The sequence below is a fragment of the Bacteroidota bacterium genome, from assembly GCA_013360915.1.
GTDB lineage: Bacteria > Bacteroidota > JABWAT01 > JABWAT01 > JABWAT01 > JABWAT01.
Window position 1 is genome coordinate 68,161 of the sequence record JABWAT010000007.1, and the last position, 22,188, is coordinate 90,348.

17 protein-coding genes are annotated in these 22,188 nt (G+C 53.5%); 9 read left to right on the forward strand and 8 right to left on the reverse strand.

The features are described 5' to 3' along the window. Nucleotides 1-27: 27 nt before the first annotated feature. From HUU10_09675 to HUU10_09690, 4 genes are all read right to left on the reverse strand, one after another. The gene (locus HUU10_09675) at nucleotides 28-681 is read right to left on the reverse strand and encodes a response regulator transcription factor (GenBank protein NUQ81866.1); all 654 of its coding nucleotides are present in this window, start codon (nucleotides 679-681) and stop codon (nucleotides 28-30) included. Further along, a complete protein-coding gene (locus HUU10_09680; protein ID NUQ81867.1) occupies nucleotides 674-3,676 on the reverse strand; it encodes a hypothetical protein in 3,003 nt (1,000 codons plus the stop codon). Before HUU10_09680 ends, HUU10_09675 begins: the two co-directional genes overlap by 8 nt. A gap of 88 nt (nucleotides 3,677-3,764) precedes the next feature. Continuing rightward, nucleotides 3,765-5,942, reverse strand: coding sequence for a methylmalonyl-CoA mutase (scpA, locus tag HUU10_09685; protein ID NUQ81868.1), 2,178 nt, complete (start codon nucleotides 5,940-5,942; stop codon nucleotides 3,765-3,767). A 3-nt stretch (nucleotides 5,943-5,945) separates the two neighbouring features. Beyond that, the gene (locus HUU10_09690; protein ID NUQ81869.1) at nucleotides 5,946-8,102 is read right to left on the reverse strand and encodes an acyl-CoA mutase large subunit family protein; all 2,157 of its coding nucleotides are present in this window, start codon (nucleotides 8,100-8,102) and stop codon (nucleotides 5,946-5,948) included. A 275-nt stretch (nucleotides 8,103-8,377) separates the two neighbouring features. On the opposite strand from HUU10_09690, the gene HUU10_09695 reads away from it, so the two are divergent. Further along, nucleotides 8,378-8,827 (forward strand): hypothetical protein, encoded by a 450-nt coding sequence (locus HUU10_09695; GenBank protein ID NUQ81870.1) that lies wholly within the window; start codon nucleotides 8,378-8,380, stop codon nucleotides 8,825-8,827. Here HUU10_09695 and HUU10_09700 read toward each other — a convergent pair. Together HUU10_09700 and HUU10_09705 are read right to left on the reverse strand one after the other, a co-directional pair. Further along, nucleotides 8,824-9,687, reverse strand: a complete 864-nt coding sequence (locus tag HUU10_09700; GenBank protein NUQ81871.1) for a DUF4097 family beta strand repeat protein — start codon at nucleotides 9,685-9,687, stop codon at nucleotides 8,824-8,826. The genes HUU10_09695 and HUU10_09700 overlap by 4 nt on opposite strands. Nucleotides 9,688-9,791: 104 nt before the next feature. Beyond that, a complete protein-coding gene (locus HUU10_09705) occupies nucleotides 9,792-10,403 on the reverse strand; it encodes a sigma-70 family RNA polymerase sigma factor (GenBank protein ID NUQ81872.1) in 612 nt (203 codons plus the stop codon). Between the two features lie 88 nt (nucleotides 10,404-10,491). On the opposite strand from HUU10_09705, the gene tmk reads away from it, so the two are divergent. From tmk to HUU10_09720, 3 genes are read left to right on the forward strand one after another with little or no spacing between them, the layout of a single operon-like run. Next, nucleotides 10,492-11,118, forward strand: coding sequence for a dTMP kinase (tmk, locus tag HUU10_09710; protein NUQ81873.1), 627 nt, complete (start codon nucleotides 10,492-10,494; stop codon nucleotides 11,116-11,118). Next, nucleotides 11,115-12,707, forward strand: a complete 1,593-nt coding sequence (locus HUU10_09715) for a S41 family peptidase (protein ID NUQ81874.1) — start codon at nucleotides 11,115-11,117, stop codon at nucleotides 12,705-12,707. The genes tmk and HUU10_09715 overlap by 4 nt, the downstream gene beginning before the upstream one ends. Further along, a complete protein-coding gene (locus HUU10_09720; protein ID NUQ81875.1) occupies nucleotides 12,704-13,504 on the forward strand; it encodes a sulfite exporter TauE/SafE family protein in 801 nt (266 codons plus the stop codon). Before HUU10_09715 ends, HUU10_09720 begins: the two co-directional genes overlap by 4 nt. Here HUU10_09720 and HUU10_09725 read toward each other — a convergent pair. After that, a complete protein-coding gene (locus tag HUU10_09725; protein NUQ81876.1) occupies nucleotides 13,476-14,927 on the reverse strand; it encodes an HD domain-containing protein in 1,452 nt (483 codons plus the stop codon). The two genes, HUU10_09720 and HUU10_09725, sit on opposite strands and share 29 nt — an antisense overlap. A gap of 108 nt (nucleotides 14,928-15,035) precedes the next feature. Then, entirely contained in the window at nucleotides 15,036-16,400 is a 1,365-nt protein-coding gene (gene hemG, locus HUU10_09730; GenBank protein NUQ81877.1) for a protoporphyrinogen oxidase, read from the reverse strand. Between the two features lie 108 nt (nucleotides 16,401-16,508). Here hemG and arfB point away from each other — a divergent pair, with 108 nt between their 5' ends. Genes arfB through HUU10_09755 form a run of 5 tightly spaced genes read left to right on the forward strand, consistent with a single transcriptional unit; the run spans nucleotide 16,509 to nucleotide 22,187 of the window. Beyond that, nucleotides 16,509-16,970, forward strand: coding sequence for an aminoacyl-tRNA hydrolase (arfB, locus tag HUU10_09735; protein NUQ81878.1), 462 nt, complete (start codon nucleotides 16,509-16,511; stop codon nucleotides 16,968-16,970). After that, nucleotides 16,970-17,416 carry a hemerythrin domain-containing protein gene (locus HUU10_09740; GenBank protein ID NUQ81879.1) on the forward strand — a complete coding sequence of 149 codons (447 nt, stop codon included), beginning with the start codon at nucleotides 16,970-16,972 and terminating at the stop codon, nucleotides 17,414-17,416. Before arfB ends, HUU10_09740 begins: the two co-directional genes overlap by 1 nt. 15 nt (nucleotides 17,417-17,431) lie before the next feature. Then, entirely contained in the window at nucleotides 17,432-20,164 is a 2,733-nt protein-coding gene (locus tag HUU10_09745; GenBank protein NUQ81880.1) for an FAD-binding oxidoreductase, read from the forward strand. Next, nucleotides 20,161-21,153, forward strand: coding sequence for a glycosyltransferase (locus HUU10_09750; GenBank protein ID NUQ81881.1), 993 nt, complete (start codon nucleotides 20,161-20,163; stop codon nucleotides 21,151-21,153). The genes HUU10_09745 and HUU10_09750 overlap by 4 nt, the downstream gene beginning before the upstream one ends. Next, nucleotides 21,150-22,187: a glycosyltransferase family 2 protein gene (locus HUU10_09755; GenBank protein NUQ81882.1), complete on the forward strand. Its 1,038-nt coding sequence runs from the start codon at nucleotides 21,150-21,152 to the stop codon at nucleotides 22,185-22,187. The genes HUU10_09750 and HUU10_09755 overlap by 4 nt, the downstream gene beginning before the upstream one ends. The last annotated feature ends 1 nt before the right edge of the window (nucleotide 22,188 follow it).

Genomic DNA, 22,188 nt, shown 5'->3' on the forward strand with positions numbered 1-22,188 from the left:
GGGGATAAACGGTCGGAAAAGGGTTGGTCAGTACCGGTTGGCGTTTTCGATGGCGTATTTCAGCAGGGCGTGAGTCCCTCTCAATCCCAGCTTGACACAGATGTTGTTGCGGTGGTTGTGAATGGTTTTAATGCTGACCGACAGATCCTCGGCGATTTCCTGGTTGGTCTTCATGGTGGCCAGCAGTTTAAGTACCCTGATCTCGGAATTGGTCAGTGACTCTGATGAAGGAACCCATGAATCGGTGCCTGTCTGTCGGGTGGTCCGGTTAACCAGAAAACTGTTCAGTGCGGGACTCACATAATGTCCGCCTTCCAGCACCCGGTTGATGGAATCCAGTATCTCGTTGACCGTGTTTTCCTTCAGAATGTAACCTCTCACACCCGAATCGAGGGCCCGGTTAAAAGCCGATTCATCTTTAAACATGGTGAGAAGGATGATTTTTACAGGTTCCTTCTGACTGGAAACGGCTGCGGCAATTTCCAGCCCGGTCATGCCGGGCATCTGTACATCAAGAATGGCTATGGCCGGTTTCGACGTGCAGATCAGGTTATAAGCGGTCAGTCCGTCAGGGGCTTCGGTGATGTCGAACCGGGCCAGGGAGTCCAGAAAATGCCGGAGACCTTTCCGGACGAGTTCGTGGTCATCGGCAATCAGGATAGATAATTTCGGATCAGGCATACTGAAGTGGAATGGCGATTTTTATTACAGTTCCGTTACCCGGTGAGGATTGAATTTCCATGGTTGCTCCGCGCAGGGTTTTCACGCGTTCTTGCATCCCCGAAAGGCCCAGCCCGCGACCTGTCCGCTGTTCAGGCCTGAAACCGGATCCATCGTCCCAGAGCTTTGCATGAAGCACTCCATCCAGAGAGCGAACCATGACAGAGGCTTCTCTGGCTTTTGAATGTTTCAGAATGTTGTTGGTCCCTTCCTGAATAATCCGGTAAAAATTGATTTCTTTCTCTGGCGGAATCAATCCGTCAATGGAATCAATGTGGTAACTCCATTCAATTTCTGAAGTGGACTGAATCTGGTCGCAAAGCGAGTTCAACGCATCGGTCAATCCGAATTGTTCCAGATGAACCGGTCTGAGGTCGTGTGAAATCTGCCGGACATCCTGTATGGAAGAAATGGCATTTTTTCTGATTTCCTCGAGTTGCTCAGAAATTTCTGCATTCAGGTCCCGGTGCTTGAGAGCCAGGTCGGCCCGGTTCTTAATGACCAGAATCTGCTGTCCCAGGCCGTCGTGCAGATCGGCGGCAATGCGCCGGCGCTCGGCTTCCTGCGAGTCAATGAGTTGCTGGGCAAAGGCCTCCTGCTGATGGCGTTCCTTTTCAAGGGCCGACACCCGCCACCAGTAAACGGCAGGTCCGATGAATAAAAAGCCAGTGATCAGGATCAGCCTGAACCACCAGGTTTGCCAGAAAGGGGGAAGCACACTGATGTTAACAACGGCACCTTCTTCATTCCAGATGCCCAGATGGTTCGAGGCAATAACCCGAAATTGATAGTCGCCGGGCGGCAACCCGGGAAAAACTGCATTTCTCGAGTTTGTTGCTTCAATCCAGTTATCCTGCAGTCCTTCCAGACGGTACCGGAACCGCACTTTTGTTGGGTCGGTGAAGGTAACGGCGGTGTATCGAATATCCAGATGGGCACTCTGATGGGATAATTCAATGAGTTGATTACCTGAGAAGGATTTGCCGTTGGATCCGACCCGCTCAATAAATACAGGAGGGGGGTCGGGGTGGGTGTTAATCTTTCTGATCCTTACCCGGGACACCCCGTGAACGGTGGGGAACAAAAGATCACCATCGGAAGCAATGACCACGGATGGCTGAAAACCACCGTTGGTTTCTGCGGATCGCATGCCATCACCGGTTCCGTAGGAAATTGAAAATACCTGCGACTTCCGCCCTTCCGAAAAATCAGTCAGACTGGCAATCGGTATCTGAAAAATACCCCGGTTGCTCCCCATCCAGAAATTCCCAGTTGAATCGGGAACGAGGTGTGACACAATATTATCGGCCAGACCTTCCCGGGTGGTAATCGTGGTTCGTTGTCCATTTTTAAGACGGATCAATCCGTTGCCATACGTTCCGATCCAAAGGGTTCCATCCGGTTGTTTATAAATTGCGCGGATATAGGGCTCAGTATGTCCATTGGTGGTCAGAGACTTTCTGCCGATCTGACCGTTCACAAAATAATTCAGACCAGCCGAGGTTCCGATCCAGAGTGTATCCGATTGATCCTGATACAGACTGCGGATGTCGTTATAGTGCAAACCGGCTTCTGTGGTGAAATGCATGAATGATACACCATTCCAGCGATACAATCCGTTCAGACAGCCAATCCAAATGTTGCCATCCCTGGTTTCGGTGATGGCGAAAACCTCGTCGCCGCCATATCCCGCCTCCTTGTTAAACACTACACCCTTTTTACCGGGATCCTGAGTTCGGTACAACACTCTGGAGCCAAACCAGATCTGACCTTTTGAGTCTTCAAATACCGACCAGACACAAAGATTCGGCAGGAATTGATTAACAGGGGATTGTCTGATTATTCCATTTTTGAGTTCATAGACACCACCGCAATTGGTGGCCATCAGAATGGTTCCGTTTTTTAACCGGACCATGGACAGCATGTTGGTGGTTTTCAGACCGTCCGATTCATCGTATGTCAGGATCGGGGCCGGTTTCAGTTTGATCAGGCCGTTATCAGGCGTTCCGATCCAGTAATTGCCTTCAAGACCTTCAAACAGGGTGGTGAATTGAAAGGGCCGATCGCTGAGTTGACTGGTGAACCGGGTAAACTCCTTTCCGCTCCATTTCGAAATTCCGTTGTAAGTGACCACCCAGAATTGATCTTTCCGATCAATGGTTAACGATTTCACATAACGTGAATGAAGCCCGGCTGATTCAGAAAAAAGGGTAAACTGGCCGTTTTCAATCCGGCAGACTCCATCACCATCGGTCCCCACAAAAAGGACACCTGATCCATGCGGAAATTCACGAATGGTCTGAATTTTATACTTCAGCAGGTCTGAGAGGTCCCAGAGTTGAACAACCGAATCACCCAGGGTTTTAAAAATCTGCTGGTCGTGGGCCAGTAACACTCCATATGGATTGGCCAGTGCCCGTTCCCGTGCCAGTGAGTCGTTGTAAATGGGTTGGGGGACAAACAGGGAATCTGAAAAGCGGTAAATCACACCATTGGCAGTCAGCCACATAATTCCGCGGTTGTCCTCTTCCACCATGAGCGGGGAATAGACCTGCGACTGCTGCCTGATGAAGTAGGGGACCGCGACGGTATCCTCAAACCGAATAAAACCATTTTCGGTGCCCATCCAGATGGAACCGTCTCCGGATTCAAACAAACTGAGTACCCGGTCGGAACTCATTCCAGGTGTGTTGAACCGATCAAAGGTGGTGAAAGAATGCCCATCGAACCGGACCAGGCCACCATAGGTGGCCAGCCATAGATAACGGTCCCGGGACTGAATGATGTCATTGACTGAACTCTGAGGTAACCCTTCGTTCATGCTATATCGGGTAATGACGAATTCGCGGGAATCCAGAATCTGACCGGATGCATCAGAGATGGAAATCAGCAGTAGCAGTAAGAGCGGTATGGTTAAAAACCGGTTCCGGAAGTGCATGGTATAAAAATACCGCACAATCCGGCCGGATAAAACCCGTATTGGTAAAGGGGAAGTGATACCGGGCACTTCCTGAGTGAATCAGATGGTGCCCGGTTACGGGATGTCAATGAAAGCGGTGGTTGACTTCTTCCATGATTTTGATGCCGGCGAACGGAATTTTGGTTCCGGGGCCGAAAATGGCTGTGGCACCATGTTCATACAGGAAGTCATAATCCTGTGCCGGAATCACACCGCCGATGACCACGATGATGTCTTCGCGACCTAACTTTTTCAATTCGGCAATGAGTTGCGGCAGAAGGGTTTTATGGCCGGCTGCCAGTGAGCTCATTCCCACCACGTGAACATCATTTTCCACGGCCTGGCGGGCCGTTTCTTCAGGTGTCTGGAAAAGCGGACCGACATCGACATCGAATCCCATATCGGCATAGGCAGTGGCAACCACTTTGGCACCACGGTCATGCCCATCCTGACCCATTTTGGCAATCATGATACGCGGACGGCGGCCTTCCCGTTTGGCAAACTCATCGGTCATCGTCCGGACCTTCGTGACAAAATCATCATCACCTTGTCCGTATTCTGAACTGTACACGCCCGAAATGGTTCTGATCACAGCCTGATACCTTCCCCAAACTTTTTCGAGTGCTTCTGAAATTTCGCCCAGTGTGGCGCGTGAGCGGGCCGCTTTTACAGACAGGTCGAGCAGATTGCCATCACCACCCGATGCGCAGGCAGTCAGGGCTTCCAGAGCGGCCTTTACCTCAGCTTCCTTGCGGCTTGCCTTGACCTCCTGAATCCGACGGATCTGCGACAACCGGACGGCCGTATTATCCACTTCCAGAATATCAATCGGGTCTTCTTTCTCGAGGCGGTATTTATTCACCCCGACAATGGTCTCTTTCCCCGAGTCGATCCGGGCCTGCCGGCGGGCAGCTGCTTCCTCAATCCGCATTTTCGGAATGCCGGCTTCGATGGCCTTGGTCATTCCGCCAACCGATTCCACTTCATTGATGTGTTCCCAGCCTTTTTTAAGCAGGGCATCGGTGAGTGCTTCAACATAATAGGAACCACCCCACGGATCAATCACTTTGCAGATATTGGTCTCATCCTGAAGGTATAATTGTGTATTGCGGGCAATCCGTGCCGAGAAGTCGGTGGGAAGGGCAATGGCTTCATCCAGCGAGTTGGTGTGAAGCGACTGGGTGTGTCCCAGGGCGGCAGCCATGGCTTCCACACAGGTGCGGGTGACGTTGTTGAACGGATCCTGCTCGGTGAGACTCCATCCCGATGTCTGACTGTGGGTGCGGAGTGCCATCGATTTCGGATTCTTCGGGTTGAACTGTTTAATCACCTGTGCCCAGATAATCCGTGCGGCCCGCATCTTGGCGACTTCCATGAAATAATTCATTCCCTGTGCCCAGAAGAAGGAAAGGCGGGGTGCGAAGTCATCGATATCCAGACCCGATGCAATGCCGGTCCTGATGTATTCCAGACCGTCGGCCAGTGTATAGGCCATTTCCAGATCGGCGGTGGCTCCGGCTTCCTGCATGTGGTAGCCCGAAATGGAAATGCTGTTGAATTTGGGCATGTGCTTCGAGGTGAACCTGAAAATGTCGGCGATGATTTTCATCGACGCAGCCGGCGGATAGATGTACGTGTTTCTGACCATGTACTCTTTCAGAATGTCATTCTGAATGGTTCCGGTCAGCAGTTCATGAGCCACACCCTGTTCTTCGGCAGCCACGATGTAGAAAGCCAGAACCGGCAGAACGGCTCCGTTCATGGTCATCGACACCGACATTTTATCCAGCGGAATCTGGTTGAACAGAATTTTCATATCCTCAACCGAGTCAATGGCCACGCCGGCTTTACCAACGTCTCCCACCACTCTTGGATGGTCAGAATCATATCCGCGGTGGGTGGCCAGGTCGAAGGCAACCGACAATCCCATCTGTCCCTGTGCCAGGTTACGGCGGTAGAAGGCGTTCGATTCTTCGGCTGTGGAAAATCCGGCATACTGACGCACGGTCCAGGGCTTCTGAACGTACATGGTGCTGTAAGGTCCGCGAAGAAACGGCGGAAGACCCGGCAGATACCCGGTGTGAATGGTTTTTTCACGATCAGCGGGTGAGAAAACCGGCTTTACCGGAATCTGTTCCATGGTTTCCCAGATCAGATCTTCGGGGGTCTTACCGGTTTCGGATCTGAAACGCGGTTCGAAACTTTCCGTCTTGCCGGTTACTGGCAGGTTAAGTTCAATGGTTGTGAAATCGGGGTTTTTCATGATTTAACCTTTCGATATCCGGCTGAGTAACCGGTTTGCTATCTGAATGACATCGGCGCCCAGGAAGATGAATTCATCCACCCCGGAAGCCTTGTGGGCTTCGACCTGGTCTTTCGGGAAACCGGCCAGAACCACCGGAACACCCGGCAGAACTTTTTTCATGCCTGCTGCCAGAGGAGGAACCAGTTCCGGATAGGTTTCATCGGTTGAACAAATCACCACCGCACCGGGCCGGCTCTCGGCGGCGGCCTTTACTGCCTCTTCTGGTGTGGCAAAACCGGCGGGCGGATAGACAACCCTGAATCCGCCGGTTTCAAAAAACCCGCGTGAAAAGTCGGCACGTGCCTTAAACTGAGATGCATCACCCAAGATGGCCAGAAAAACGGTGGGTGGTGTGCCGTGACGGTCGGCGTGAGCAAATGAATCGGCACGTAGTTTTTCGAACGCTTCGGCCAATCTTCGGCCGGCAAGAACCGGAACCTTTGGTCCCTCTCCGGTTCCCTGACGCAATGCTTTGCACAACTCCCCGAGCGTGGCTCCTTCAGACACAGCCCCGATACAGGCGGCTGTCAGATCAGAAGCCGTCCGGTTGGAAATTGAACCCAGCAGCTCCAGGACCCGGATATGTTTTTCCTGAGCACCGGAAACCCGGTATTTCTGCAGATATTCCGACCGCACCCGGTGGATGGTTTCGGCATCGGATTGATAAATCACGGCCCGTTCTTCCTTCGGGTTGCAGTATTGGTTAACCCCAACCATGATGGTTTTTCTCTTTGCCAGATCAGAGGTCCGGCTGGCGTGAAGGTCGTTGACCAGTGTTTGCGGGAATCCGTCGGTAAGCGCCTGAAGCATTCCACCTTTCCGTTCGATGTCTCTGAACAGATTCCAGGCTGCCTGTGCCAGCTCAGCTGTGAGCGTTTCGACGTAAAACGACCCGCCTGCAGGATCAATCACCTGATCCAGATGAGCCTCTTCTTTCAGGATAATCTGTGTGTTGCGGGCAATCCGGCGAGAGAAGTCGGAAGGGGTGCCTGCAATTTCATCGTACGCCGAGGTGTGTATAGATTGAACCCCGCCGGCGATGGCGCTGAAGGCCATGGTGGCAACCCGAAGCAGATTGGTGTGCGCATCCAGTGTGGACTGGTAATAGGTCGAGGTGCGTGCATGAACCGGTGGAACCGGGACGGTGGATCCGAAGGCTGTTGCCAGTTGGGTCCAAAGCAGCCGGAGTGCCCGGTATTTGGCCACTTCCGTAAAGAAATGAGGACCGGTGGCTGTCGAAATCCGGATCGATGACAGGACCGTGTCAACCGGCAGACCGCGCGAAGTGAGTTCGCGCAGATAGGCGGCGCCGGTGGCCAGAATGAAAGCCAGTTCCTGTACAGCCGAAGCGCCCGTTTCCTGGTAATGAACCGAACTGATGCCGATGGTTTTCAGATGAAGGGACTGTGATTGGGTGAACCGCAGGGTCTCGGCCATTTCATCAAAAACTCTGTCTGCAGGAATGGGAAGGGAACCTTTCCGGACCATCCATTCAAACGGATCGGCTTCGAGGCTTCCGCTCAGTTTGTGTACATCGGTGCCTCGGGTTTTCGCAGCGGCAATCCACAGGGACAACAGGGGAAGTGATGAAAAACCAGCCCGTACAAATACCGGCACTTCTGTGGTATCGACTCCTTCTAGCGCCCGGTTGACCGACCGGATGCCCGATAACGAGAGTCCGTCTGTACCCACCTGTCCGGGGCGGGCATAATCTGCGTCAATTCCAAGACCAGTGGCTTCATCCAACCCGAGTGTAATGGCCGACAGTCCCCGGGACAATTCGTTCTGAACCCGGTCGCGGATGTCCTCGGCGAGTGCGAAAGGAAACTCCTGAGCAACTGCCCAGGGGGCACCATGATAACCCGATGCATGCCGGGAGCGGTAACAGGATCCGGTGCCGGGGTTTTCCTCTGCTGTGGCTGCCTGACGGCTGTTTTCGGCCGTATAAAGTGGCTGAAGGTCAATGCCCTCGGGCGTTTTCGTAATCAGCTTCTTATCGAAGGGTGCTCCCTTCAGGTCCTTTTCTGCGGTCAGTTTCCAGTCTGCATAGGGTCTGACAGGGAAGTCAGCCTGCAAACGTTTCAGTGGCTCGGATGGGTCGTGATGAGTTGAAGACATATTGTTTCCCGATTTGTCACCATTTTTAAACGGCCGGCAATCTACGATTTTCCTGCGGTTTTTTCCGGCCGGATTACAGTCAAACATGTCTTTTATTGTTCTTTTAAGCGATATCTAATATAAAACAGGTGCCTGGAATGACCCGCACGGTCCCGGCCGGGTGTTCTAATCTTCGGGTAATGGGTCCGGGCCAGCTGATGCAGGGATGGAAAAACGGGCGCGATGTTCTATTTTAACACTCTTTATCAGTGCCTGTTCTGCAATCTGGAGTTTGTATGCCAATGACCATCCGGCTGGATGATGAGTTTCTGACCAGGGGATTGACCCGCCTGATCCGGAAAGACTGGCTTGACCTTACCGTGTCGGTCCGTGAATCGGTAATCATGGTCACCGTGGCCGTCAGAAAAATGGGATTGGTATTCCGGTTTACCGGCGCTGCCAGATTGGTTGATTTTCACTGGGATCACCAGGTGAAAACTTTCACAGTGGAAGTGGTACGAACCTCGGTTCTCGATGTGGCCACAGCCTTGGGACTGGTCAGACGGTATTTACCAGCCTGGATCCATATTCAGTCCCCGTTTCTGCAGATCCAGCTTCATGAAGCCGATCCCGACGGGTCTGTCTTTGGTCAGGCAGTGGTGAAGGATCTGGTGGTGACGGCCATCCGGCAGGAAACCGGATGGGTGGAAGTGACGCTGGACTGGGAAGAGGAAAGTGCGGGTTAACGTTCCCTGAGGGTTACAAACCGGATCTCGCCAATTCCGGTGCTTACATCGAATTCGATGGTGGCCTTTGCCGTTTCATAGTTGGGAGAGTAGTAGGTTTCTTCTTCCTGAGTATAGTTTTTCGGAACACTCAGATTGCTGAAAAATCCGCTGTCATCTCTCACCATTACGCCCACACCTGCGGGAATCAGCACCTTGATTTCGCCAACACCGGTTTCGATCGTAACCGCTTTATGTCCTTCTGCTTTTCCGCTGAAATCCAGAGTAATCTGACCGATTCCGTTGTTGACCGTCAGCTTCCTGAAGTTGAGGTTACTCAGTCCTTTGGCTTCCACCTCACCAACACCCGATTGAATGGTGATGTGGCGGATGGTTTCCGGATTGGGTGTGGCAGATGTCAGTTTGCAGCTGCCAGCGCCATTCGATAAATCCAGCGAGGTAACGGTCAGTCCCGACAGGTCAATATCCGATTCGCCGGCACCGATGCTGATCTGTAAGTCATGCCCGACCGACGGACTCAGCTGCATGGTCGACTGGAAATCACCATTCTCATCCGATTTCCGGTTACTCATGTTAATGCCCGAGGAGTTTGTCGAGAAGACCAGCTTGGCGGTTGCCTTTCCCCGTTTAAAAACCAGATCGGGATCCATGGCATCCGAGTCATACAGGGCATTCACACTGAACAGCTTGGAAGGATCACCGGCTTTAAGTTTCAGGGAACCATAATCCACATTGATGGTGGTGGTCAGGGCAGTCTCATCAGCCACATCGGCCGACTTGATCAGCCGGCTCTGACCCAGCAAGTTTGCTGTCAGGGCCGTACAGGCCAGGAAGGTCAGGGTTATCCGGTTTGTTTTCATAGTGTCACCTGTTCGGTTCTTTCACAGCTGAGTCTTACGGATGTTCCCGTTTAAGGTTACACAGGGTGAAGACAGGTGGAAGGCCTGAGGTGATGGCGGGCATATCAATAGTGCTGAATCCGGTCTTTCAGCGCTTTATAAAGCACCTCACGGGCCCTGAAAATATGCGCTTTGACTGTTCCCAGAGGCATATCGAGCGCTTCTGCAATCTCTTCGTAACTTTTTTCTTCCTGGTGCCGCATGATGATCACCCGACGGTACTTTTCGGGAAGATGACTGACGGCCTCTTCAATGATCTGCCGACGCTGAATGGTGACCACATCCTTATCGGGCTGGTAAGTGCTGTCCGGAATCTCGAAATCAATTTCCCCATCCTTGGTCTCAATGGGCTTGTCGATGGAAAAAGTCCGGATCTTCTTCTTGCGCAGGTAATCGATGCAGTTATTGGTGGCGATTTTATACAGCCAGGTCGAAAAAGCGAATTCGAAGTTGAAGGATTTGATTGAATTGAAGGCCTTGATGAAAGCCTCCTGGGTCAGGTCATCCACATCTGATTTGTCGGGGACCATTTTGTAAACCAGATTGTGAATGGCATCATGATATTTCTTCATCAGAAATTTATATGCAGCCTGATCACCAGCCAATGCTTCCCGGACGACCCGGAAATCTTCCAGTTTGGATTCTGAGGAGACCTGTGGTTCTGAGGGGAGCGCCATACCGTCCTGTTAAGGGTTCATTTTTTTAAGGTAACGTTTTTTGTAATTTTATTCAACGGAAACCGAAGGCCGGGAAAGGAAAGTCTGTTTGTTTATCAGTTTTGAAGGGTTGGACGGATCGGGGAAATCCACCCAGATCCGTTTGCTGGCCGACTGGATTTCCTCGCAGGGATTACAGCCCCGGTTGCTGCGTGAACCTGGCGGGACCGATTGGTCCGAAGCCTGCAGAAAGGTGCTGCTCGAACACCGGTCTGTTTCGGTGAATCCGGTTGCGGAAGTATTGTTGTTTTTTTCTGCCCGTGCTCAATTGGTTTCTGAAGTGATCGGTCCCGGTCTCGAAGCCGGAGAGGTGGTGCTCCTGGACCGGTATGTCGACAGCTCACTGGCCTACCAGGGATATGGTCATGGATTGCCCCTCGGTTTCCTGAAAACCCTGGCATATCAGGCAACCGGCGGACTCCTGCCCGTGAAAACCATTTATCTCGATGTGGATTTTGACACCGCTGTTGCCCGCCAGACCGGCCGTGGGGAACGGGACCGGATGGAATCGATGGACAGGGACCGGTTCAACCGGATCCGTCAGGGATATCATGCACTGATTGCTGATGATCCTGGTCGATTTCTGGTCATTCCCGCCACCGGCGAACCGGCCGCCATTCACGCTTCTGTTGTTTCTGCTTTGTCGCCATTAATGAAAGGAATTTCCTCCCGGTGAAACGATTCCGATTGTGGATGGTGATTCCGTTCCTCCTCCTGGGGACCGGAGGGTGGCTGGCAACCAATACCGATCTTTTCTTCCAGATCACCCGAAACCTGGAAATTTTCAGCAAAGTGTACCGGTTGGTTCTCATTAACTACACCGACGAAATTGATCCCTCCCGTTTTATGTCCCGGGGTATTCAGGCCATGCTGATGGCTCTGGATCCTTACACCACCTTTATTGAGTCAACAGCCACCGACATGGAACTGATGATGAGCGGGAATACCGGCGGGCTCGGAATCAGTGTGAATAAATCGGGCGACGGGCTGGTCATTACCGAAGTGATCGAGGGCTTTGCGGCCTACAGGGAGGGTTTACGGGTGGGCGATGTGATCACCCGTGTCGATTCGGTGCAGGTGTCCTCTCTTTCTGATCTCTCGCAGAAAGTCAGGGGAAAGCCGGGAACCACGGTGCTGCTCGACATCCGGCGGCCGGGAACCCGGCAGGAATTGCAGTTTATGGTCACCCGTGAACGGAATCAGCTTTCCAACATTCCGGTATCGGTCATGCTGGCCGATTCGGTTGGTTACATCAAATTATACCGATTCAATAAAAACACCGGATCTGATCTGAGGAAATCCATTCAGGCTTTACAGAAACAGGGTCTGGCCGGACTGATTCTCGATCTGCGGGGGAATCCCGGCGGTCGCCTGGATGAAGCTGTTCAGGTCTCCTCGCAGTTTCTTCCGCTGAATACCCTGGTGGTTACCATGAAAGGGCGGAGTGAGGAAAGCCGTCAGGACTTTTTCTCGGATGAACGGCCGGTTTATGGTACAGGTCCGCTGGTGGTGCTGATCGATTCCCTCTCTGCCAGTGCTTCCGAAATTGTAGCCGGGGCCTTGCAGGATCATGATCGTGCCACTCTGGTTGGTACCCGTTCCTTCGGAAAGGGATTGGTGCAGACCATCCATCCCGTGGCTTATGAAACCAGCCTGAAAATGACCACCGCCCGGTATTACACGCCATCCGGCCGTTGTATTCAGGTCGAACCGATCAATGAGTTTGACGATTCCGATTCAACCAAAACCGACAGCACCGCATTCCGCACCGATTCGGGGCGTCCGCTGAAGGCTGCCAATGGAATTTCTCCAGATATTCTGGTTTCTGCAAAGCCGTTGCCTGCGGCGATACGGCTGATCGAGCGGTACAGCATGGTTTCATGGTTTGCCGATTCGCTGGCACCCCGGCTCACACCCTCTCTCGGGTTCAAACCAACCAATGAGCAGATCAGTGGTCTGATCGGTTTCCTGAAAACCAACCGGCTTGCCAGTAAAACCTATACCAGTCAGGATCTGGCAGAATTAAAGGCCAGGGCCCTGACTTTCGGACCCTATGACCGGTTTGTGAAGTCGCTGGATGAATCGGCCATGGCCTTCGAAAACGATTTGTACGCCGAACTGGAATCGAATCGTGAGATTCTCGGGTCGATGATTCGCCGGGACTGCCTGCTCAGATGGTATCCGCTGGGTGAGGTGGTTCTGCAAACCTACCAATCGGACCGGCAGCTGATTCAGGCGGTTTCAACCCTCAGGACGCCCCGTTGACCGAGCTGCTGTTTGCCATTGCCGGCATGGTGATTGGCCTTTTCTCGGGATTTTTCGGCATTGGCGGCGGAACCATCACCGTTCCCATGCTGATTGCGGTTTTTCAGGGCGCTGGCATGCATACCGACATTGCCATCCGGGTCGCTCTGAGTACCTCGCTGGCGGTTGCATTTGCCGGCAGTCTGACGGCCTCGGTCAGAAATCTCCGCCACCTTGCTCCTTACCGCAACCGGATTCTCTGGATGGTGGCGGGCTCTCTGAGTGGTACAGTGGCCGGGGTTCAGGCTGCCTTGCTGATACCAGGGAGCCTTCTTTCAAAAATGCTGGCAGTGGTGCTGGCTGCGGTGGCCATCCGCTACCTGACCGAGAAACCGGCCATCAGTGCCGGGACCTCAGATCCCGCTGGGTCTGACTGGGTGTTTGTTTTTCCTGGCATTCTGGTGGGTATTTTCTCCGGAATGACTGGCCTGGGCGGCGGGGTGCTCCTGATTCCGCTGCTTGTTCATTTCTGGAAAGTCGGGCAACGTGAGTCGGTGATGATCAGCAGTCTGGTGATTATTCCGACGGTGGTGGCCGGTCTGATTCAGTGGGCTTCGGTACCCTCTCCCGTTATGCCTCAGGGATGGGTTCAGGTCGGATTTTTTTCAGTGACTGCAGGGGTTCCCCTGATAGCGGGTGCGCTGGCTGGCGGGTGGCTGGGCGCTCATCTGATGCACCGGACCCCCTCACCCCTCTGGAAAAAATTTTTCGCGGTTTTTTTGCTGATCGTCAGTGTCGATTTGTTTCTGCTTCACTGAACAGACGGCCGGCTTCCCACTCGGCCCTGAAGGTTTTTAACAGTTCCAGAGCGGCGTCCCGGTCATTTGGAATGCGGCCTTCGAGAATGGCTTCCTCAATTCCGGTTTTAAAACGCCCCACCAGAGGTGAAGGAGACAATCCGCAGATTTCCATGATATCGGTTCCCGAAACAGGGGGTTCCCATTTGCGCAAGCGGTCCTTTTCCTCCACATCAGCCATCTTTTTCAGAACCCGGTCATAGTTTTTCCAATACCGGTCCTTCCGTGCATAGCTTTTGGTCGTCACATCTGCGTAACAGAGTTTCATAAGATCATCGATGTCTTCCCCGGCTTCGAACAACACCCGACGCACGGCAGAGTCGGTGATGTGGTCCTTGACCAATGCGATGGGACGCAGATGAAGCCGGACGAGTTTTTCAACGTATTTCATCTGAGTCATGGGCAACCGGAATTTTTTAAACAGACCGGGAATCATGCGCGCACCCAAGTCATCGTGTCCGTGGAAAGTCCACCCACGACCTTTTACAAATCGCTTGGTGCGGGGCTTTCCCACGTCATGCCAGAGGGCCGACAGCCGCAAATACACGTTATCGGTGGCCATGCAAATATTATCCAGTACCTGAAGTGTGTGAAAAAACGTGTCTTTATGACCGTAGCCATCCAGTTGTTCCACGCCCACCATGGGTGCCAGTTCGGGGTGCAGAACCGGTAAAACGCCGGTTTCATGCATCAGGGTGAACCCGATTGATGGTTTCGGGGAGGACAGTATTTTCAGAAATTCATCGGTGATCCGTTCCTGGGAAATGATCGACAACCGGTCTTTGACTTTGCCGATGGCGGTCAGGGCTTCAGGAGTGATCGCATAACTGAGCTGGGTGGCAAACCGGATGGCTCTGAGAATCCGCAGCGGATCGTCATCAAAGGTCGTTTCCGGATCGAGCGGGGTACGGATGATTCCATTGGCGAGGTCGGTCCTTCCATCAAACGGATCGAGCAGTTCCCCCGCCGAACCGGCGTTCAGGGAAATGGCCATGGCATTGATGGTAAAATCGCGACGGGAAAGGTCCTCTTCCAGGGTACCGGCAGCCACCTGAGGGCGACGGGTTCCCCGGTCGAAATATTTTTCCTTCCGGGCACCCACAAATTCGAGCATGTGATCCCCGTGAGGAACCATGGCGGTCCCGAAATTCGGATAGGTGACGATGTGTCTGATGCCCAATTGGTCGGCGACCAGTCGGGCGAGATCCATGCCGCTGCCTAAGGTGACAAAATCAATGTCTTTCAGTGGTCGGCCGAGAATCACATCACGAACAAATCCGCCAACCACGTAGGTTTCCATTCCGGCTGCCTGGGCAACCTCAGCGACCACATGGAGAAGGGGGTTTTTGGCAACCAGGGATTGATAGGAAGAAATGGGTGTCATTCAGGTAAAAAAATAAAAGGCTGCCCGACCGCATTCAGTCCGGCCGACAGCCTGTCAACGAGTGCAAAGATAGACCAGTTGTCTGGATGTATTCAAATCAGCGTCTGGTCAGAGCGAACGCGCCCAGCGAGCTGCAGATGCCACACAATCATTAACACCGATTCCCCCCGACCAGTTTCCCAGAAGATGGATGCCTTTCAGGCTGATGGCTTCCTGTCGGATCCGGTCGATCAGCAGGTCGTGACCCACCCGGTATTGCGGAATGGCCGATTCCCATCGGCGGATTCCCAGTTCGGTCGGAGTTTCCTGTATGCCCAGATAACCCGACATGGCCTCGCGGGCCATGGAAATCAGATCAGCGTCCGATCGCTGACCAATGGTGGGGTGGTGAGCACCACCAAACATGACGGTGAAGCAGGCCCCTCCCGGGGGAGCGACTCCTTCAAATGTTCCTGAATTGTAAATGATCCCAAGGATGGTGGATTTCTCGGCAGAAGGGATGAGGAACCCGAATCCGGAAGCAGGTTTTCTGATGGATGGATAACCCAGATTCACCACAGTGACCGGTGCATAGGTGACCGATCGGAGCAGTCCGGCCAGTGTGGGATTCAGATGTTCCACGACGGAGGCTGTGGAAGTTGCCTTTCCTGTTAAAACCACCTGATCGGCCATAAGGACCGTTCCGTCGGCCAGTGTCACTTCGGACTGGGACCCTGCCGGTGTGATTTCAGAAATGGTGGAATTGGGGTGGAATTGCAGCCGGGCTGCGGTGATCAGGTGAGAGGCTATGGATTGAATCCCATCCCTTAAAGAGAAAAAACGGGCAGGACCGGGGTCCGGGTGAGGAAAATCGGATAGTTGTTTCAACTGATCGGCCTTCCGCTGGTCGCGGGTGGCTTTAAGTCCTTTCCGGATGGATCCGGCTGCCTTTTCCGCTGCCCAGATGGTTGGGAAAGCGGAGCGGATGGAAAGCTGCCGGGAATCACCGGCCCAGACACCCGTGATAAAACCATCCACCAGAAAATCAGTGGCAGCCTGTCCGATCCGGCGGGAGAAAAAATCGTAAATGCTCTCATCTTCCAGTTGCCCGGGAGGAACGGATGTTTCCCGCAACAGGGCAGGGATCAGTTTCAGCAGCTCGATGTTGGTGAGCATGGCAAGCGGATTGCCACCAAGCTGATGCATGCGTCCCTTATACCACAGAAACCGGATGGAGGCTGTTTTACGGCCGGGTTTCAGTTTGTCCCAGGCACCTGACGAGTGAAGCAGATGGAAAAAGGCATGGGCGTTTTTCAGAACGCCGCGGGGACCATATTCGAACAGGAACTCTCCGCGCCATTCCGAGCGCAGGTTGCCTCCGGGCTGGGAATCCGGATCGGTCAGAATAATGCGGTGATCAGGAAATTTCTGCCGGTAAAACCAGGCAGCAGACAAGCCGGTGAGACCGGCACCACCAATAATCAGCGTTTTCATTTAAGGCTCCGGATTGCAAAGGTAATCGGCTGACCGGTTTTCTTTGTCACTATCCGATCATTTTTCGTCACCGGTACACGACCCGATGAACCCGGACCCGATTGGAAAATGATCGGATCATCGCTAATTTCCGGTTTTATGTTGCTAACAGATGAACAACGGGCTGGTATCCTGAAGGAGTGCCGGTTCCGCACCTCACGGTCAGGCGGACCCGGCGGGCAGAACGTGAACAAGGTCGAAACCCGTGTACTTCTGTGGTGGAATCCGGCCACTTCCGGCTGGATTGGTGAGGATGTCAGGGACCGGATGAAGTCGAGATATGGGAACCGGCTGGATACAGAGGGCGAACTGGTCCTCCAGTCAGACCGGTACAGTTCTCAGTTGAAAAATCGTGAAGATGTGATCAACCGTCTGTATCACCTGATCGAAACGGTGCTGGTACCGCCCATCCGGCGGAAAGCCACCCGTCCGACCCGGCAGTCAGTGGAAGACAGGATCAGCCGGAAGCAACGGCGGTCCGATGTGAAAAAACAAAGAAAACCCGTTAAGGGAACAGAACAGGAGCCCTGATGCCCAACACGAAACTCCAGGTTTTGCGCGGCGACCATGAACATTGTCTGGTGCTGACCGATTTTCTTAAACGCGCACTCAGTGAAACAGACCTGCATAAGCATTCCGAATTGGTTCAGGATTTCCTGATGAAATGGCAATCCGACCTGGACGAACATTTCAAAAAGGAAGAGTCGGTTCTGCTGCCCGCCTATGCCCGCTATGCGTCGATCGATGACCCCGATTTTATTCTTCTGTTCCTCCAGCATGCCGATATCAGACGATTGGTGTATGAACTGGCCGAAAAGAATGACAGTGGAATCCGGGCTGATGATACCATTCAGGAACTGATTCAGGCCATGGTTCAACATGTCGATCATGAGGAATCGGTTTTGTTGCCCAAAATGGAAAGTACCATCCCCGAAGAACGGTTGCGTGCTGTAGTGGCCCAACTGACCAAGTGGTAACGCAAGGGGTTCGGTTTGTCCGATCCGGCCCGGCCTGACTGGCTGTCCCCCCTGACCCATCTGCTTTCACCTTCACGGGTATCCATCAGACTTTCCGACCGGATGGCCCGGTCGGGCGATGCAAGTATCTATAGACTGCTGCCATCAGCGGTCCTCTTTCCTTCCGATCCGGTTCAACTGGCCGGAATCCTTACGCTCGCAGCCCGTTACCGGATGCATTACACCTTCCGTACTGCAGGAACCAGTCTTTCCGGTCAGTCGGTTACCGATGGATGGCTGATTGACCTGACCCGTGGCTGGGACCGGATATCCGTTGAAAAAAATGGCCTTGAGGTCACTGTTCAGCCAGGAATCACCGGCGAGGCCGTGAACCGGCGACTCAAACCAGCCGGTCGGAAGATTGGCCCTGATCCGGCTTCGATTCAGTCCGCCATGATGGGTGGCATTCTTGCAAATAATGCATCGGGAATGTGTTGCGGCGTTCATCAGAATGCCTATCATACATTGATCTCGCTGTCTGCTGTGCTTCCCGATGGAAGGCTTTTTGACTCGGCCTCTGGCCGGATTCCGGCAGACATTGCTCATGGTTTGCTGGTTATTCAGCGGGATGTTCTGTCAAATCCGTCGCTCTGTGACCAGATCAGGAAATCCTACCGGATTAAAAACACGCTTGGCTATTCACTAAATGCTTTTTTGGATGCCAAAAATCCGGCCGATCTGCTGGCCCGGTTGTTCATTGGGTCCGAAGGAACGCTGGGTGCCATCACGTCTGCCACGCTGGCAACAGTCCCTGAACCGGTTCACCGTCTGACGGCCCTTTTTCTTACCGATTCCATCGGGGAGGCGGCTGGTCTTGTTCATCAGCTCGGGACACTGAATCCGCTGGCAGTTGAACTGATGGATGGGTCATGTCTGCCTGTTTTCGGGTCGGTTCCGTACCCATGGGCGGCGGCTTTTGAAACGGCCGGCCGCCAGCAAGCCCTGATTCTGGCAGAATGGGGAAGTGACAACCAGGAGGAGCTGGCCGCTTTATCCGGTGCCATTGGTGGCCTTTATCAGCCCCTTATCCTGACGGCCGATTCCGTGGAACGGCATCAGATCTGGAAATTGAGAAAGGGCCTGTTTCCTTCTGTTGGTGCTGCCAGAAAAGCCGGAACCAGTGTCATCATCGAGGATGTGGCTGTTCCACCCGATCAGTTCGCACCATTTAACACCCGGCTCCGCCAATTGCTGGATGAATGCGGCTTTGACGGGGCGGTTCTGTTCGGTCATGCACGTGATGGGAATCTTCATTTTGTGATTTCCGCCGATTTCGGATCCGCAGCCATTGTGGACAGGTACCGGCACCTGATGGAACGGTTGGTGGACCTGGTTCTTCTTCATAACGGTTCTCTGAAGGCCGAACATGGAACCGGCCGTAACATGGCCCCTTTTCTTGAAACCGCCTGGGGACCCGATGCAACCAGAATCATGAAACGGGTGAAAGATCTGCTGGATCCGCAGGGACTCTGTAATCCCGGTGTGATTTTTTCGGAAGATGCCGACATCCATCTGAAGCATCTGAAATCCATTCCCTCTGTTGATCCGATCATTGATTCATGTATGGAATGCGGGTTCTGTGAGCCGGTTTGTCCCAGCCGGACGCTGAGCCTTTCTCCTCGTCAGCGGATTGCCGTTCTCCGTCATTCGGTCCTTTACCCGGAATCGGAAAAGGAGCTGATGAGGGAATTTCAATGGTCCGGACTGGATACCTGTGCCACCGATGGATTGTGTGCACCCGCCTGTCCGGTTGGAATCGATACCGGCCTGATGATGAAAAAACTTCGGAATCGTCATCAGTCTTCCTGGAGCCGGCTGGCTGCCCGTCTGATTCAACCCCGTTTCCGGCTGGCGGAACAGATGGTGAGAAACGGCGTGGCCCTGCTTTCCAACCTTCAGCCAGCTGGTCCTTCGGGCCGGCCAACCAGACCCCTGACCGGATTCGACTGGCAACCCGGGAAACGGGCTGACCCGGTGACACCCAATTCTCCGCAGGTCGTCTGGTTTCAGACCTGTATCAGTTCATCGGTTGGCGGCTATCCCGGCAGACGGCCGCTGGCCGGGGTGATCCCTGATTTGTTTTCAAAGGCTGGGATTGATTTACTGATCCCCGATTCGGCTGGTTTCTGTTGCGGAATGCCTTTTCTGTCGAAGGGTTTTGCCAGCGAGGGAAAACACACATGGGAATCAGCCATCCGGTTTCTGTTCACAGCCAGCCAGAATGGCCGGCTGCCGGTTTTTTGCGAAAACAGTCCCTGTGCCCATACCCTTCAAACCATTCCGGCAGGTGCCGATCCGGTGGTGATCTCCATGCACGAACAAATGAAAATCATGGGATCGGAAACCGCCATCCGCGATATCCTGCTTCCCCGGCTGAATGTTCAGCCCCTGACTTCGCCGGTATACATTCATCCCGTCTGCTCGGTTCAGAAATCGGGCACGGTTCCGGTTTTAAGTGAAGTGGCCAGCCGGCTGGCCCCCGTTGTCAATGATCTGACCGTTCCCGGATGCTGCGGAATGGCTGGTGACCGTGGAATCCTTGTTCCCGACCTGCCTGCCTCTGCACAGGCCTCCATGGCCCGTGAAGTAACCGCTGCAGGTAATCCGCCGGTTTTCAGTACAAGCCGTACGTGTGAACTGTCACTCAGTTCCACCCTGAATCAACCGGTTTTTTCGGTCTGGCATCTTCTGGAAGAGGTGGTGAAATGAAAAAGGCAGGTCCCTTTGTCGTTTTAGGTCCGGCTGCTTCCACCTTTGTTCAGGATGATATCCGACTGTTGAAGCGGCTGTCTGCTGTTACTGTCATCAGCACCGAGACTTTTGGGAAATCGGTACCTGAATCGGTCCTTTGTGTCTGGCGAGCCTGTCTGTCGGCATTTACCCACCGGACCCTGTGGATCTGGTTTGCCGATTTTTACAGTTTTCTTCCGGCTCTGATTTTCCGGCTGCTCGGGAGACGGGTCATTGTGATTGCCGGAGGTTTTGATGTGGCCTGTTTTCCCGAACTCGGACATGGCGCCTGGATTCGGTGGGACCGGCGGTTTGCGGTGAAATGGACGTTCCGGATGGCCACCGATATCTGGCCGGTTTCCTCCTATGCCGATAGGTTGCTCCGACAGCAAATGCCTGATGTGAAAACTTCGGTTTTGTATTTGGGCGTGGATCCATCGGGGTGGCAGGGTGCAGACTCGGATGAATTCAGGCAGCCGCATACGGTGCTTGGTGTCGGATTCGCTTCCGGGAAACGTGGCATCGCGGTGAAAGGACTGGACCGGTTTATCGGTCTTGCACGTGAAAATCCGGACTACCAGTTCATCTGGATCGGAACCGATCCCGCTGCGTTCAAAGAACAGGATTTGCCATTGAATATTCAGCTGATCGGGTCGGTTCAAGGGGCCGGCCTGGCCGGATTTTACCAGATGGCCGCCTGGTATGTACAACCCTCACGCGTTGAAACATTCGGCAAGGCAGCAGTTGAGGCTCTTTTACATGGATGCACCGTTATATACTCTCCCGAAACGGCTCTGAATGAAGTGGTGGGTGATGCCGGATACCCGGTCGCTGAATCCGATTGGCACCGTTTTCATTTCGCTGATCATGCTTTACTTCCGCTGGCCCTTTGCAGAAAACGGGCCGCCCTCTGGACCGTCGATCGCCGCGAGGAAAGCATTCATAAACGACTGGAAGGACAGGTATGACAGACAGGTCACCGCTGGGCTCCTGGGCTCTCATTGTCCTGACCTGGAAAAATGTCGAGGATACGCTGGCCTGTATCCGCAGTATCTTTGCATCCGGTCCGGTTCCCGCAGCCATCTGGCTGGTTGATAACGGGTCTGGTTCCGAAATCACCCACCCATTAATTGACGGACTTGCCGGTCTGGACCCGGTTATTCACCGGCCAGTGATCAGAAATGGCCGCTATCAGGGTTTGGAACCGGGCCCGGTTACCGGGTTTCATCTGTTCCTTCACCAGGAGAACGAGGGATTTGCCGGCGGAAACAATCCGGCCATCCGTTTGGGTCTTGATCATGGATTTGAGCAGATCCAGATTCTGAACAATGATACTGTGGTTCCGGCCGGATTTTTCGGGCAATTACAGGGTACGGTTATGAAACATCCCCAGATCCCGGTCTGGACTCCGGTCATCCTGTATCACGACCGGCCGGATCTGATCTGGAATGCAGGCGGATTTCTGACGTGGTGGGGAGACCGCCGTTATCTCGGAGCAAAGAAGCCCAGAACGGACTTTCCGGCTGAAGGCTACCAACCTGTTACTTTTATCACTGGTTGTTGCCTGCTTGCCACTGGCAAGGTCTGGGCACTGAATGACGGTCTGTCGGACCGGTTTTTTTTCGGCGAGGAGGACTATCATTTTTCCATGATGCTGAAGGCAAACCAGATCATTGCCGCGGTGGATTGGTCCTCTTCCCTGCAGCACAAAGTGAGTGTGTCGGTTAAAAGGGAAACAGGGAGGATCGGATTGGGGATGATGGCTATTCATCACCTGAACCGGTTGGTGAACATGGCTCAGTGGAAATCTGGATTTTCCTACCGGATATGGAAAGGATTTTATCTTGGCTATGCCGCCTTCCTGGTCTGGTGGAAACGATGGTTTCCTTTACCTGTGATGATTCGTTTTCTCCGGTTTTTACTGAAAGAGTCGGCCAACCGGCAATCGGTCACCCGCGACGATTTTTTGCGGATCCGGTCTCTGACATTTTTAAAAGATTGAA